We start from the raw sequence: 13,679 nt of genomic DNA, 5'->3' as shown, positions 1-13,679 counted from the left end.
CCCACCGCCCTTCTAGACGGCGCCGGCCGTCAGCGCGCGACGAAAAGCGCCGGGGCCCGACGTCGCGGACAGCGACGCCGGGCCCCGGCGGAAGACGATCAGAAGGTCAGTGCTTCTCGCGACCCCAGTGGTACTCGAACACCAGACCGGAGGCGCAGAAGATCACGCCGAGGGCGCCACCGATGAGCACCCACCAGTTCCAGAACGCCGCACCGTAGCCGATGACGAAGACCGAGAAGGCCAGCAGGAACGGCCAGAAGCTGTGCGGGCTGAAGAAGCCCAGCTCACCGGCACCGTCGGAGACCTCAGCCTCCTCGTAGTCCTCGGGCAGCGTGCTGATACGCCGCGCCACGAAGCGGAGGTAACCCCCGATCAGCAGGCTCAGGCCGGCCGAGAGCACGAGGGCCGTGGTTCCGACCCACTCGACGCCCGTCCGCGACGTACCGGTGAGGTACCCGTACGCGATGGCCAGGAAGGCCAGGAAGATAAACAGTGCGTCGAAGATTCGTACTGTTGCGCTCATCGTTCAGAAATCCTTCGCGTGATACCGGGAGAACCGTCAGTTAGCTGACGCGGTCTCGATGGTGTTGTTCTGGTCGCGGGTATCGCTGCGGCCGGTCTTGAACGGTGCAGTGGAGATCGAGTACGGCTCCTCCCCGATGGACTCCAGCGCCTCCGCGTTGGTCGCGGTCGGATTGGCCTGGCGGAACTCGATGTAGTCGGCGAACGCCTCCGGGGAGACCGCGCGCAGCTCGAAGTTCATCATCGCGTGGTAGATGCCGCACATCTCGGCACAGCGGCCGACGAAGGCGCCCTCGCGCTCGATCTCCTCGATCTGGAACATGCTCAACTGCTGATTCTTGCCGGGGTGCGGCATCACGTCGAGCTTGTAGATGAACTCGGGAATCCAGAACGAGTGGATGACGTCCGCCGACGCGAGCCGGAACTCGATACGCGTGTCGGTCGGCAGGACCAGGACCGGGACCTCGTCGGAAGTGCCCACGGTCTCGATGTTGTTGAAGTACAGGTACGACTTGTCCTCGGCGAGACGGCCGTGGATCGGGCCCCCGGCGGCGGGCTCGCCGTGATGACCGAGCGCCTCACGCGCCTCGTCGGAGAGCACACCGGCCTCCTCGGCCGCACGCTGCGCCTCGACGTTGGTGCCGTCCTCGATGCTCGCGCCGGCCACGTCGACCTTGTTGTAACCGAACTTCCAGTTCCACTGGTACGCGGTGACGTCGACCTTGACGCCGACCTCCTCCTCCGGACGGAGGTCGAGAACCTTGTTCTGTGTGACCACGGTGAAGTAGAAGAGAACTGAGATGATCACGAACGGCACGGCCGTGTAGATCAGCTCAAGCGGCACGTTGTACGCCGTCTGCCGCGGGAACTCGCCGTTGTCGTTCTTCCGCTTGCGGTAGGCGGCCATCGACCAGAAGATCAGGCCCCACACGAAGAACCCGACGATCAGCGACGTGATGACGGTGCCCGTCCAGAACTCGCGGATCGCGACGCCCTCGGGGGTGACACCGGTCGGAAATCCGAAGTTGATCGTCTGGTTCCACCACTTGTTGTCGGTGTGGAGGCTACAACCGGACAACAGCAAGCCCAATGAACCGAGAGCCACCGCGAGTGTCGCCCTGCGCGTCCGACGACGCCCGTCACGCTGTTCCACCATCACGCCTTCCTGATCAGCGGCACCGGCCACGTGGCCGGGACACCTTAGAAGAGTAGACCACGGCTCTCAGAATGAAAGCCGCGGGTCCGGCAATTCACCCGTGAGGCCCCCACGCCCCGCGCCGGAGCGGGTGGGAACCCACAGACCAGTAGTATTCGAACGCGTCCAGACCCGCCCAGGCGGGTCACCGCTGACGCTACGACGACGATGGACGAGGTACCCGACGAATGTGTGGCCTACTAGGTCTGATCACCCCTGACGGCTCCGCCCGTACCCACGAGGCCCGCGTGCTCGGCGCCATGGGGTGCCAGCGCCACCGCGGGCCCGACGAGGTCGGCACCTGGGTCGACGGCGACATGGCCTTCGGGTTCAACCGCCTGTCGATCATCGACATCTCGCACTCACACCAGCCGCTCCGCTGGGGCCCGCCGGAGCAGCCCGACCGCTACGCGCTCGTGTTCAACGGCGAGATCTACAACTACCTCGAGCTCCGGGACGAGCTGTGCCGCGAGTACGGAGCCACCTTCGAGACCGAGGGCGACGGCGAACCGATCATCGTCGCCTTCCACCACTGGGGCCCCGCCGCGGTCCGTCGGCTCCGCGGCATGTTCGCCTTCGCCATCTGGGACACCGTCGAGCGGTCGCTCTTCGTCGCCCGCGACCCCTTCGGCATCAAGCCCCTGTATATGGCGACCGGGCCCGGGGGAACCGTGTTCGCGAGCGAGAAGAAGTCCATCACCGAACTGATCGACCTCGTCGTCGTCGACACCTCCCTCGACACCCGCGCCCTCCAGCACTACGTCACCCTCCAGTACGTCCCTGAGGACGAGACCCTCACCCGAGGCGTCCGGCGACTCGAGTCCGGGTGCCACGCCACCCTCACCCCCGGCGGTGAGCCGGTGATCGAGCGGTACTTCGAACCCACCTTCCCCGTCGCCCCCGTCGCCGATGGCGACGCCGAGCGGCGCTACGACGAGATCGCCGCCGCTCTGGAGGACTCCGTCGCGAAGCACATGCGCGCCGACGTGACCGTGGGCTCGTTCCTGTCCGGCGGCATCGACTCCACCGCCATCGCCGCGCTGGCCCGACGCCACAACGAGAACCTCCTCACCTTCACCACCGGATTCGAACGCGAGGGGTATTCCGAGATCGACGTCGCTGCCGAGTCCGCGGCCGCGATCGGGGTCGAGCACATCGTCAAGGTCGTCTCTCCCGAGGAGTTCGCCGCCGCGATCCCCGAGATCATCTGGTACCTCGACGAGCCGGTCGCTGACCCCGCCCTGGTACCCCTGTACTTCGTCGCCCGTGAGGCCCGAAAGCACGTCAAGGTCGTTCTGTCCGGCGAGGGCGCCGACGAACTGTTCGGCGGCTACACCATCTACAAGGAGCCGCTGTCGCTCGCGCCGTTCGAGAAGGTCCCCGGCGCGCTACGTCGCGCGCTCGGCAGGGCCAGCGAACTGATCCCCGAGGGCACCCGGGGCAAGAGCCTCCTGCACCGCGGGTCGATGACCCTGGAGGACCGCTACTACGGCAACGCCCGCTCGTTCTCCGAGGAGCAGGTCCGCTCCGTCCTGCGCGACCACCGCCCGGAGTGGAGCCACCAGGACGTCACCGCGCCGATCTACGAGCGCTCCCGCGGCTGGGACCCCGTCGCGCGCATGCAGCACCTCGACCTGTTCACGTGGCTGCGCGGCGACATCCTCGTCAAGGCGGACAAGGTCACCATGGCCAACTCGCTCGAATTGCGCGTGCCGTTCCTCGACCGCGAGGTCTACGAGGTCGCCTCGCGGCTGCCGTACACCGAGAAGATCGCCCACGGCACCACCAAGTACGCCCTGCGCAAGGCGCTCGAGCGGATCGTGCCCGCGCACGTGCTGCACCGCCGCAAGCTCGGCTTCCCCGTGCCCACACGCCACTGGCTGGCCGGGCCGGAACTGCACGACTGGGCGCGCGAGCACGTGGCGGCGTCCGGCACGGACGAGTACGTGAACAAGGACGCTGTGATGCGCATGCTCGACGAACACCGTCGCGGCGACTCCGACCACAGCCGTCGGATCTGGACCATGCTGTGCTTCATGATCTGGCACGGCATCTTCGTGGAGGGGCGCATCTCCCCCGACATCGAGCGGCGCGAGTACCCGGTCCGCCTCTGAGCCCGGGGACGGGCACGGCGGACCGGGCGGCGGGTCAGGCCGGAAGGAGCGAGGAGATCTCCTCGGCCGCCTCGTCGCCGTAGGTGTCGGTGAGGCGGCGGCGCGCGGCCACCGGGTCGATGGTCCACTCCTGGGTGCCGGTGGTCTCGAGGACGTGCGTGGCGATGAGCGCACCGAACTGGGCCGAGCGCTCCAGCGACAATCCGTCGAGGACACCGCTGAGGAAGCCGGCGCGGAACGCGTCGCCCACGCCCGTCGGGTCGAGGAGGTTGTCCGACGGCACGATCCCGACCTCGATCGGCTCCGCGCCCTGCTCGACGATCACCACTCCCTTGCCACCGCGGGTCGTGACGCGGGTGCCGACCTTGGCGTCGAGTTGGGCCGCCGTCCAGCCGGTCTTGTTGAGCAGCAGCTCGTACTCGTACTCGTTGGTGAACAGGTAGCGCGCACCGTCCACCAGGGCCGCGGCCGCCTCGCCGTCGAGGAAGGCGAGCTGCTGGGAGGGATCGGCGGCGAAATCCAGGCCCAGCTCGCGGCACTCCGCGGTGTGGGAGTTCATGGCGGTGGGATCGTTGGCACCGATGAGGACGATCTCCGGCCGGCCGATCCGCTCGACCAGGCGGGCCAGCGAGATCGTGGCGGCCTCCCCCATCGCACCGGGGTAGAAGGAGGCGAGCTGCGCCATCTCCGAGTCGGTGGTGCACACGAACCGGGCGGTGTGCAGGGCGGAGCTGATGTGGACCGCCGAGCAGTCGACGCCGTGCCGCTCGAGCCAGTCGCGGTAGTCGGCGAAGTCCGCACCCGCAGCGCCCACCAGATGGGGCCGACGGCCGAGCACGCCGAGCGCGAAGGCGATGTTGCCACCGACGCCCCCGCGCCGGATCTGCAGCGAGTCCACCAGGAAGCTCAGCGACACATGCGCGAGCTGGTCCGGCAGGAGCTGCTCGGAGAAGCGACCCGAGAAGGTCATGAGGTGGTCGGTGGCGATGGAACCTGTGATGACGACGGGCATGCCCCAGACAGTAGACGACCCGGACCGATGCGTGATCGGTCCGGGTCGTCAGGCGGTCAGCGCGACCGAGGGGTCAGTTGAACGAGTCGCCGCAGGCGCACGAACCGGTGGCCTGGGGGTTGTCGATCGTGAAGCCCTGCTTCTCGATGGTGTCGACGAAGTCGATCGAGGCACCCATGAGGTACGGAACGCTCATGCGGTCGACGGCGAGTTTGACGCCACCGAAGTCGTCCACCACGTCGCCGTCGAGCGAACGGTCGTCGAAGAAGAGCTGGTAGCGCAGGCCCGCGCAGCCACCGGGCTGGACGGCGATGCGCAGGGAGAGGTCGTCGCGCCCCTCCTGATCGAGCAGGGCCTTGGCCTTGGCGGCGGCGGCCTCGGTGAGCAGTACGCCGGTGGCGGTGTTCTCCGCAGTGGTCATGTCGGTTCTCCTTGCGATCCGAGAGGGCTTCGGGGACGTATGCAGATTCCAACGTCCACCGGGGAGTCCTCTATTCCCCGGCTCCCGTTCCCCTCCACACGATACGCCTGCCACCTCGTACGGGTGAATGTCCGGCACAACCGGGGATCGCCTAGCCTTGAGTGCGTGAAGTTGCGCGCATTCGGCTCCAGAGACGACGAGACCGGCAAGGACTCCCCCGCCCCCGAGGCGGCGACGGAGCCGACGCCCGAGCCCGCCGTCGACCCGCGGCGTCCCGCGGGCAAGGGCAAGCCCACGCCCCGGCGCCGCGACCAGGAGCGCGCCCGCGGGATGCGCCAGGGGCCGGTCACCGCTCCGCTCACCCGTAAGGAGGCGAAGGAGCGTCGCAAGGCCGCGCAGGCCTCCATGACCAAGGAGGAGCGCCGCGCCGCGAAGGCCGAGGAGCGCGCCGCCCGCGAGGAACGTCGCCAGCTCATGATGGAGGGCGACGACCGGTACGTCCTGTCCCGCGATCGCGGCGAGGTCCGGCGCTTCGCCCGCGACTGGGTGGACACGCATCGCCGCCTCATCAACTGGTTCATGCCACTCGCGCTGTTCGTCATCGTCTTCCAGCTCATCCCCAACCCGGAACTCCTGGCGTTCAGCCAGACGCTGTTCCTCGTCCTCATCGCGGTCGTCGTGATCGACGGCGTGCTCCTCGGTCGCACCGTCAACAAGGCGGTCCGCGAGCGGTTCCCCGACACCGACGACACCGGTTTCGGCATGGGCTGGTACGCGGTCATGCGCGCGACCCAGCCGCGGATGCTGCGCACCCCGCGTCCCCGGGTCCGCCCGGGCGACGCCATCTGATCCCGCCCCGATGCTCCCCGGAAGGGTCTGACCCATGCGCCTGCTCGTCCTCGGTGGCACCCGCTCGGGTAAATCCGCCCACGCCGAGTCCGTGGCCGCCGCCACCGGTACCGACGTCGTGTACGTCGCCACCGCCCGTCGCGACCCCGACGACGCGGAGATGACCGCCCGCATCGCCGCGCACCGCGACCGCAGGCCGGACGAGTGGGTCACCGAGGAGACCGACGAGGTCACCCGCGTCCTCGCCGAGCACCCGGACTCGACCGTCCTCGTCGACGACGTCGGGGGCTGGCTCACCCGACGCATGGACGCCACTCTCGGGTGGACCGACGGGGGGTCAGCGGTCGCCGACGAGACGGACGCGCTCGTCGCCGCGGTCGCCGAGCACCCCGGCCCGGTCGTGTTGGTCTCCCCCGAGGTCGGCCTCGGCGTGGTCCCGGACACCCTCTCCGGCCGGGTGTTCGCCGACGTGATCGGCTCGCTCAACCGGCGACTAGCGCAGGTGTGCGACTCGGCGGTCCTCGTCGTCGCCGGGCGTGCGCTGCCCCTCGACGACGCGCGCCCGACCCCCGCCGCCACCACGCCCGTCGTTACGGCCGCGGCGACGACCGCGCCCGCCGACACCCCGGCCGAGCATCCCGCCAGCGCGCCCACCGACGCGCACACCGGAGCCTCGCACGACTTCCCCGGACTCTCCGACGTCGCGCACTACGACGACCCGGTCGTCTTCCCGCCGGTCCACCCGCCGTCCCACGCCGTCGCCGAGGAGGCCCGCGGTCGCCACCTCACGCTGACCAAGCCCGCGGCGTCCCTCGGACGCCTCGAGGAGCTGGGCGTCTGGATCGCCTCGTGCCAGGGCACGTGCCCGCCGCGCCCGCTCGAGCGGGCTCGCGTCGTGGTGTTCGCCGGTGACCACGGTGTCGCCGAGCACGGGGTCTCCGCGTTCCCGCGGGAGGTCACCCTGCAGATGGCCGACAACATCGTCGCCGGAGGCGCGGCCGTGTCCGTCCTCGCCCGCACCGCCGGCGCGACGGTCCGGGTGGCCGACATGGCGATGTCCGCGGAGCGCCCCGGGGGTCTCGACGACCACAAGGTCCGCCGCTCCAGCGGTTCCATCGACCGGGAGGACGCGCTGAGCCCCGAGGAGGTGCGGGCCGCGATCGCCGCCGGCCGCCGCATCGCCGACGAGGAGGTCGACTCCGGGGCGGACCTGCTCATCGCGGGTGACCTCGGCATCGGCAACACCACCCCGGCGACCGTCCTCACATGCCTGGTCACCGGCCACGAGCCCGTCGAGCTCGTGGGGCGCGGCACCGGGGTCGACGACGAGGGATGGATGCGCAAGACCGCCGCCATCCGCGACGCCATGTACCGTGCGTCCGGCGACCTCCGCGACCCCGTGGCGATGCTGCGGAAGGTCGGCGGTGCCGATCTCGCGGCGATGGCCGGGTTCCTCGCCCAGGCGGCGATCCGCCGGACGCCGTGCCTGCTCGACGGCTCGGTGGTCACCTCGGCCGCCCTCATGGCCGAGGCGCTGGCTCCCGGGTGCCGTCAGTGGTGGGCGGCCGGGCACCGCAGTGCCGAACCCGCCCACTCGGCGGCGCTGACCTACCTGTCACTCGACCCGATCCTCGAGCACGCGATGCGACTGGGTGAGGGCAGCGGCGCCGTCGCCGCCCTACCGGTCGTTCACAACGCCGTCGCGATCCTCACGGAGATGGCGACCTTCGCCGACGCCGGGGTCAGCGGCCGGGACTGACGGCTCGTGATCGACGCGGTCCGCCTCTCGCTGTCGTGGATGACGGTCCTCCCCGTCGACCGCGGCGGCGTCCCCGACGCGACCGCGGCCGGACGCGCCATGACGGCGCTCCCCGCCGTGGGACTGGTCTGCGGCGCCACGGCCACCGCCCTCGCCCACGGCGCTCACGCCCTCGGGGCCGGCGCGATGCTCTCCGGGGTCGTCGGCGTGGGGGCCGTCCTGGCGCTCACCCGCGGCATGCACGTCGACGCCCTGGCCGACACCGCCGACGGGCTGGGTTCGTACGCCGGCCCGGACCGTGCGCTCGAGATCATGCGCTCCGGCTCGGTGGGGCCGATGGGGGCCGCCGTGCTGGTCCTCGTCCTACTGGCGGAGGTCGCCGCGCTCGGCGCGCTGGTCGACTCGGGAGCGTGGCTGGCCCCCGTCGCGGCGTTCGTCCTGTCCCGCTGCCTGCCCGTGGTGCTGCTGCGCCGCGGGGTTCCCGCGGCCTCGACGACGGGCTTCGGCGCGATGGTGGCGGGCTCGCAGTCGCGCGTCGCCGTGGCGATGACCGCGGTGCTGTGCGCGGTCGCCGGCGCGGGACTGGCCGGAGCCGGGCCGGCCGACGGTGGGTGGCCCGCCGACCGCTGGTGGGCGCCGGTGGTCGGCGCGGCGGCGGGCCTGCTCGCCTACGCGGCCACGGCGGGTTTCGGCCGCCACGTCGTCCTTCGGTTCGGTGGCGTCAACGGCGACGTCCTCGGCGCGGCCATCGAGGCCGGCACCGCCGCGGCTCTCGTCGCGGCGGTGCTCCTCGCGTGACGGAGCCGGCCGGGTGCGCTCAGGCCAGGCGCGTCATCCAGCCGAACGGGTCCTCCACGGATCCGCGCTGGATCCCGGTGAGCGTCTCGCGTAGGCGAACCGTGATGGTGCCGGGGCCCCCGTCGCCCACCGTGTAGCCGCCGTCGGCGTGCTGCACGGAGCCGACCGGGGTGATCACGGCGGCGGTGCCACAGGCGAACACCTCGGAGATCTCCCCGGACGCGACCCCGGTCTCCCACTCCTCCACCGAGACCTTGCGCTCGGTGACGCGGTAACCCAGATGACGGGCAAGGGTGAGCAGGCTGTCCCGGGTGACGCCCGGCAGCAGTGAGCCCGACAGCTCGGGGGTCACGATCTCGGCGGAGTCCCCGGAGCCCAGGACGAAGAACAGGTTCATCCCGCCCATCTCCTCGACGTACTTCCGCTCGATCGCGTCCAGCCACACCACCTGGTCGCAGCCCTTGGCTGCGGCCTGCTCCTGAGCGGCCAGCGAGGCGGCATAGTTGCCGCCGAACTTGGCGGCGCCGGTGCCGCCCGGGCTGGCGCGGACGTACTCGGTGCTCAGCCAGACGCTCACGGGGGCGACACCGCGGGAGAAGTACGCGCCGGCAGGGGAGGCGATGACCGAGTAGAGGTACTCGTCGGCCGGCCGCACGCCCAGCCCGGTCTCGGTGGCGATCATGAACGGCCGCAGGTAGAGCGCCTCCTCACCGCCGGCGGCGGGCACCCACTCACGGTCGATCGCCACGATCTGGCGCAGCGACTCCATGAACAGCTCCTCCGGCAGCTGCGGCATGGCCAGGCGCCGCGCGGAGCGGTTGAAGCGGGCGGCGTTCTGCTCGGGCCGGAACGAGGCGATGGAGTCGTCGGCCTGACGGTAGGCCTTGAGGCCCTCGAAGATCGTCTGGGCGTAGTGCAGGACCACGGCGGACGGGTCGATCGCGAGGGGCGCGTACGCCTCGACGACCGGCGTCCCCCAGGCTCCCCCGGCGTACGGGATGGTGACCATGTGGTCGGTGAAGTGCTTGCCGAAGCCGGGGTCGGCGAGGATGGCGGCGCGCTCGTCGGCCGTCCTGGGCGAGGCGGACGGGCGGATGTCGAAGTCTGTCGTGTCGGGCATGGCGGGTCTCGTTCCTGGAGGAAGGGGGCGGGTCAGCGGGTGCGGATCTCGATGAGCGGGGGTACCGCGAGGCGGCACGGTACCTCTCGTCCGCGTACGTCGACGACGACCTCGTCGCCCTTCTTCAGACCCGCGTCCAGCTCGATGAACGCGAGCGCGATCCCCGTCTTGAGGGTCGGTGAGAACGTGCCGGAGCTGGTGACGCCCACGTCGCGTCCACCGGCGCGCACGGTCTGTCCGGCGCGCGGGATCCCGCGTCCGGTGACCTCGAGCGCGTACATCCGGCGGGCGGGGCCGGCCTCCTTCTGACGCAGCAGTTCCTCGCGCCCCCAGAAGGCGGGCTTGTCCCAGCCGATGGCCCAGGCGCAGCGTGCCTCGAGCGGGCTGAGGTCCACGGACAGTTCGTTGCCGTGCAGCGGGTAGCCGGCCTCCGTGCGCAGCGAATCGCGGGCACCGAGACCGCACAGGGCGCCCTCACGGGACAGCACCTGCTCGGCGAGCGCATCCCAGATCGGGCCGGCCTCGTCCCAGGCGGGCAGCACCTCGAATCCGTACTCGCCGGTGTACCCGGTACGGCAGACCCGCACGGAGTGTCCGTTCCAGCCGGCGTCGACGTACGCCATGTAGTCGAGGTCGGTCGGCAGCCCCACCGCCTCGAGCACCTCTCCGGCGAGCGGGCCCTGGACCGCGATCACGGCGCGGGAACGGTGTTCGTCGGTGACGGTGACCCCGGGCGCCCGCTCGGCGGCGGCGGCCTGCATCCGCCGGACCACCTCGGCGGTGTTGGCGGCGTTGGGGATGAGGAAGATCTCGGAGTCGGAGACCCGGTAGGCGATGAGGTCGTCCACCACTCCCCCGGACTCGTCGCAGCACAGCGTGTACTGGGCGCTGCCGGCGGCGATCCGGTCGAGGTCGTTGGTGAAGCACGAGTTGACGAACTCCGCGGCGCCCGGGCCGGTCACGAGCGCCTTGCCGAGGTGGCTGACGTCAAACAGCCCGACGGCCGTGCGGGTGGCGGTGTGTTCGGCGACGGTGCCGGCGTACTGCACCGGCATCGACCAGCCGCCGAACGGGGCGAAGGTCGCGCCGGCCTCCACGTGGCGGGAGTGCAGTGGTCCCTCGTGAAGGTCCCCTGTGTCTGTCATGTGGCCACTCCTCGCGCTCTACGGTCCGGCTGCCTGCCCACGTTAGTCGATAGACTATGGTGCCCTCGCCGTGGCGGTCCCGCCGCGTCGTCCGGGCATCACGACCCTTCCCGTACGTCCCGCCGACCCCCAGGAGCGCTTCATGCCGACCGCGCAGTCGATCCTCACCCACAGCCCTGATCTCGCCCCGATCGAGGCGGTCACGACGCCGGTGGACGCCGACGTCGTGGTGGTCGGTATCGCGGCCGATGCCGGGGCCGGAGAGGATGCGGCGCCCGTTGTCGTCGCCCCCGGCCTGGAGGGTGGGGTCACCGCGGCGCTCGCCGCGGTCGCGCGGTCGGTGGGCGCGTCCACCAAGGTCGCCTCCACCACCCGTGTCCCGGCGCCGGACGGTGTGTCGGCCGGGTCCGTGGTGCTGGTGGGGCTCGGGTCCTCCGACGACGAGGTGTCCGACGAGTCCCTGCGCCGCGCGGCCGGCGCCGCCGCGCGGGCCTGCCGCGGACTCGGGTCCGCCCTGGTGTTGCTGGACGCCGAGCGCGCGGAGCCGGTGGCCCTGGGAGCGGGGCTCGGATCGTTCCGCCCGGCCAAGGTCACCTCGAAAAACGACGACGACGACGAGAACAGCGATTCGCTGAAGGTGTTCGTCGCCGAGGGCGGCGCCGACGCCGTGACCCGCGCCGCCACCGTCGCCGAGTGTGTCGGGCTGGCGCGCGATCTGGTCAACACCCCGCCCAACCTGCTGTTCCCCGGATCGTTCGCCGATCGGGCCGCAGAACTGGCCCGCGACGCCGGTCTGGAGGTCGAGGTGCTGGACGAGGAGGCGCTCACCGAAGGTGGCTACGGCGGCATCCTCGCCGTGGGCGGCGGCTCCTCCCGCGGCCCGCGCATGGTGCGGCTCACCCACCGGGGCGCCGAGGGTCGACCCACCGTAGCCCTGGTGGGCAAGGGCATCACCTTCGACACCGGCGGCATCTCCATCAAGCCGGCCGCCGGCATGGAGCAGATGACGATGGACATGGGCGGTGCGGCGGCGGTGGTCGCGACCGTCATCCTCGCCGCGCGCCTGGGTCTGGACCTGACGGTGGTGGCGACCGTCCCGATGGCCGAGAACATGCCGTCGGCCACGGCCTACCGGCCGGGCGACGTACTCACCATGTACGGCGGCACGACCGTCGAGGTGCAGAACACCGACGCCGAGGGCCGGCTCATCCTGGCCGACGCGATCGTCCGGGCCTGCGAGGACTCCCCCTCGTACCTCATCGACACGGCCACGCTGACCGGAGCGCAGATGGTGGCGCTGGGCAAGAAGACCCCGGGCGTCATGGGCACCGACGAGTTCCGTGACCGGGTCGCCGAGCTGAGCCGGTCGGTCGGCGAGGGCGGCTGGCCGATGCCGCTGCCGGAGGAGCTGCGCGACGGACTCGACTCCGAGGTGGCGGACATGACCAACGTCACCCCCAACCGCTGGGGCGGCATGCTCTCGGCCGGGCTGTTCCTGCGCGAGTTCGTCGGCGAGGGCGTGGAGTGGGCGCACATCGACGTCGCCGGCCCCGCCTACAACGACGGCGGTCCGGAGGGTTACCTGCCCAAGGGCGGCACCGGCGTCCCGGTCCGCACGATGCTCGCAGTGCTCGAGGACATCGCCGCGGCGGGCTGACCGCCCCGGTGCGCCGGATCCGGTCAGCGCCCGTCGGCCTCGCGCATCTGTTCGCGCAGCCGGCGGGCGCGTTCGCGTTTCTCGCGGGTGATGCGGACCTGTTCGTAGTCCCGCATGCGTTGCGGGTAGCCCTGGATCGAGGCGTCGAAGAGCGGCAGCTTCAACCGCGCGGCGAGCCTGCGGGCGGTGGCGACGTCGCCGACCGGGCGGCGGGTCCACTCACCGTCGAACGCGACGAGGCACAGGCCCGGCACGGAGACGAGGGTCTCGGGCTCGAGGTAGGCCTCGACGCCCACCCGCGTGCGGCACCACCGGCGGAGGTGGTCGAGGTCGGCCGGGTCGGCGGCGATCCCCCGCCGACGACGCCCGAACAGGTCGCGGATCCCCACTGTCGGCCTCCTCCCGCCGGCCCCCGTCCGGGGTGGGGCCGGTCACGCCGGATCGATCGTATCTGCCGCGAGCAGCGCGGATCGCGTCACCCACGGGGGAATTCGTTGTCCGGCTCGGCTCGGATCGGGGCGTCCGACGACACCATCCAGTGGCAGAGGGCACAATGGACGGCGATCGTCCGGCCGGGTCGCCACCGCGGGTCCGTCCGAGGCGCTATCGACGAACAGACAGTTGACCCACCCACGACGCCGCTCACCGCGGGCGCTGACCGCGCCGGGGAGCAGCGCTTCTAGACCTCTCGAGGAGTCACGACACCATGGCCTTCTCCGTACAGATGCCGGCTCTCGGTGAATCCGTCAGCGAAGGGACCGTCACCCGCTGGCTCAAGAAGGAGGGGGACACGGTCGAGGTCGACGAGCCATTGCTCGAGGTCTCCACCGACAAGGTCGACACCGAGATCCCCTCTCCTGCTGCGGGCACCCTGCAGAAGATCGTCGCCGAGGAGGACGAGACCGTCGAGATCGGCGGCGAGCTGGCGGTCATCGACGACGGCTCCGGCGGGTCCGATGACTCGGGCGACGACGCCGCCGATGACGCGGACGCTGATCAGGCCGAGCAGGCCGACGACTCCGCGGACGAGGAAGACGCGCCCGCGGAGGAGCCCGCCCCCGCGGAGAAGTCTTCCGGCGGCTCCGGC

13 protein-coding genes are annotated in these 13,679 nt (G+C 71.1%); 6 read left to right on the top strand and 7 right to left on the bottom strand.

Features of this window, described 5'->3' with window-relative positions; translation table 11 throughout:
* Positions 1–106: 106 nt before the first annotated feature.
* Together DCI01S_RS14685 and ctaC are read right to left on the bottom strand one after the other, a co-directional pair.
* Positions 107–523 (bottom strand): cytochrome c oxidase subunit 4, encoded by a 417-nt coding sequence (locus DCI01S_RS14685; RefSeq protein WP_061229916.1) that lies wholly within the window; start codon positions 521–523, stop codon positions 107–109.
* Between the two features lie 36 nt (positions 524–559).
* Positions 560–1,678 (bottom strand): aa3-type cytochrome oxidase subunit II, encoded by a 1,119-nt coding sequence (gene ctaC, locus DCI01S_RS14680; RefSeq protein ID WP_061229915.1) that lies wholly within the window; start codon positions 1,676–1,678, stop codon positions 560–562.
* A gap of 227 nt (positions 1,679–1,905) precedes the next feature.
* Between ctaC and asnB the strand changes: the two genes are divergently transcribed.
* Positions 1,906–3,831, top strand: a complete 1,926-nt coding sequence (gene asnB / locus DCI01S_RS14675; protein ID WP_061229914.1) for an asparagine synthase (glutamine-hydrolyzing) — start codon at positions 1,906–1,908, stop codon at positions 3,829–3,831.
* A 34-nt stretch (positions 3,832–3,865) separates the two neighbouring features.
* Here the strand turns inward: asnB and DCI01S_RS14670 are convergent, their stop codons facing one another.
* Both DCI01S_RS14670 and DCI01S_RS14665 read right to left on the bottom strand, forming a co-directional pair.
* Positions 3,866–4,843, bottom strand: a complete 978-nt coding sequence (locus DCI01S_RS14670; RefSeq protein ID WP_061229913.1) for a carbohydrate kinase family protein — start codon at positions 4,841–4,843, stop codon at positions 3,866–3,868.
* 73 nt (positions 4,844–4,916) lie between these two features.
* The gene (locus DCI01S_RS14665; protein ID WP_007632903.1) at positions 4,917–5,264 is read right to left on the bottom strand and encodes a HesB/IscA family protein; all 348 of its coding nucleotides are present in this window, start codon (positions 5,262–5,264) and stop codon (positions 4,917–4,919) included.
* A 165-nt stretch (positions 5,265–5,429) separates the two neighbouring features.
* Between DCI01S_RS14665 and DCI01S_RS14660 the strand changes: the two genes are divergently transcribed.
* Genes DCI01S_RS14660 through DCI01S_RS14650 form a run of 3 tightly spaced genes read left to right on the top strand, consistent with a single transcriptional unit; the run spans position 5,430 to position 8,670 of the window.
* Positions 5,430–6,113 carry a DUF3043 domain-containing protein gene (locus DCI01S_RS14660; RefSeq protein WP_007632905.1) on the top strand — a complete coding sequence of 228 codons (684 nt, stop codon included), beginning with the start codon at positions 5,430–5,432 and terminating at the stop codon, positions 6,111–6,113.
* A 34-nt stretch (positions 6,114–6,147) separates the two neighbouring features.
* A complete protein-coding gene (gene cobT / locus DCI01S_RS14655; RefSeq protein WP_061229912.1) occupies positions 6,148–7,872 on the top strand; it encodes a nicotinate-nucleotide--dimethylbenzimidazole phosphoribosyltransferase in 1,725 nt (574 codons plus the stop codon).
* A gap of 6 nt (positions 7,873–7,878) precedes the next feature.
* Positions 7,879–8,670 carry an adenosylcobinamide-GDP ribazoletransferase gene (locus tag DCI01S_RS14650; RefSeq protein ID WP_061229911.1) on the top strand — a complete coding sequence of 264 codons (792 nt, stop codon included), beginning with the start codon at positions 7,879–7,881 and terminating at the stop codon, positions 8,668–8,670.
* 19 nt (positions 8,671–8,689) lie between these two features.
* Here DCI01S_RS14650 and DCI01S_RS14645 read toward each other — a convergent pair whose 3' ends face one another.
* Both DCI01S_RS14645 and gcvT read right to left on the bottom strand, forming a co-directional pair.
* Positions 8,690–9,790 (bottom strand): branched-chain amino acid aminotransferase, encoded by a 1,101-nt coding sequence (locus tag DCI01S_RS14645; RefSeq protein WP_061229910.1) that lies wholly within the window; start codon positions 9,788–9,790, stop codon positions 8,690–8,692.
* Between the two features lie 32 nt (positions 9,791–9,822).
* Entirely contained in the window at positions 9,823–10,935 is a 1,113-nt protein-coding gene (gene gcvT / locus DCI01S_RS14640) for a glycine cleavage system aminomethyltransferase GcvT (protein ID WP_061229909.1), read from the bottom strand.
* A gap of 142 nt (positions 10,936–11,077) precedes the next feature.
* On the opposite strand from gcvT, the gene DCI01S_RS14635 reads away from it, so the two are divergent.
* Positions 11,078–12,592: a leucyl aminopeptidase gene (locus DCI01S_RS14635; protein WP_082767850.1), complete on the top strand. Its 1,515-nt coding sequence runs from the start codon at positions 11,078–11,080 to the stop codon at positions 12,590–12,592.
* A gap of 23 nt (positions 12,593–12,615) precedes the next feature.
* On the opposite strand, the gene DCI01S_RS14630 is transcribed toward DCI01S_RS14635, so the two are convergent.
* Positions 12,616–12,981, bottom strand: a complete 366-nt coding sequence (locus tag DCI01S_RS14630) for a hypothetical protein (protein WP_007632918.1) — start codon at positions 12,979–12,981, stop codon at positions 12,616–12,618.
* A gap of 317 nt (positions 12,982–13,298) precedes the next feature.
* Between DCI01S_RS14630 and DCI01S_RS14625 the strand changes: the two genes are divergently transcribed.
* Positions 13,299–13,679, top strand: a 381-nt coding sequence (locus DCI01S_RS14625; RefSeq protein WP_305791169.1) for a biotin/lipoyl-containing protein, incomplete at its 3' end; no start/stop codon positions are given.

It is taken from the genome of Dietzia cinnamea NBRC 102147, assembly GCF_001571065.1.
Lineage (GTDB): Bacteria > Actinomycetota > Actinomycetes > Mycobacteriales > Mycobacteriaceae > Dietzia > Dietzia cinnamea.
The sequence above is the reverse complement of the archived record's forward strand: the minus strand, read 5'-3'. Positions and strand labels throughout refer to the sequence as shown.

Coding starts and splice junctions, on each gene's coding strand:
- DCI01S_RS14685 (WP_061229916.1), bottom strand. CDS start 523: ATGAGCGCAACAGTACGAATCTTCGACGCACTGTTTATCTTCCTGGCC.
- ctaC (WP_061229915.1), bottom strand. CDS start 1,678: ATGGTGGAACAGCGTGACGGGCGTCGTCGGACGCGCAGGGCGACACTC.
- asnB (WP_061229914.1), top strand. CDS start 1,906: ATGTGTGGCCTACTAGGTCTGATCACCCCTGACGGCTCCGCCCGTACC.
- DCI01S_RS14670 (WP_061229913.1), bottom strand. CDS start 4,843: ATGCCCGTCGTCATCACAGGTTCCATCGCCACCGACCACCTCATGACC.
- DCI01S_RS14665 (WP_007632903.1), bottom strand. CDS start 5,264: ATGACCACTGCGGAGAACACCGCCACCGGCGTACTGCTCACCGAGGCC.
- cobT (WP_061229912.1), top strand. CDS start 6,148: ATGCGCCTGCTCGTCCTCGGTGGCACCCGCTCGGGTAAATCCGCCCAC.
- DCI01S_RS14645 (WP_061229910.1), bottom strand. CDS start 9,790: ATGCCCGACACGACAGACTTCGACATCCGCCCGTCCGCCTCGCCCAGG.
- gcvT (WP_061229909.1), bottom strand. CDS start 10,935: ATGACAGACACAGGGGACCTTCACGAGGGACCACTGCACTCCCGCCAC.
- DCI01S_RS14635 (WP_082767850.1), top strand. CDS start 11,078: ATGCCGACCGCGCAGTCGATCCTCACCCACAGCCCTGATCTCGCCCCG.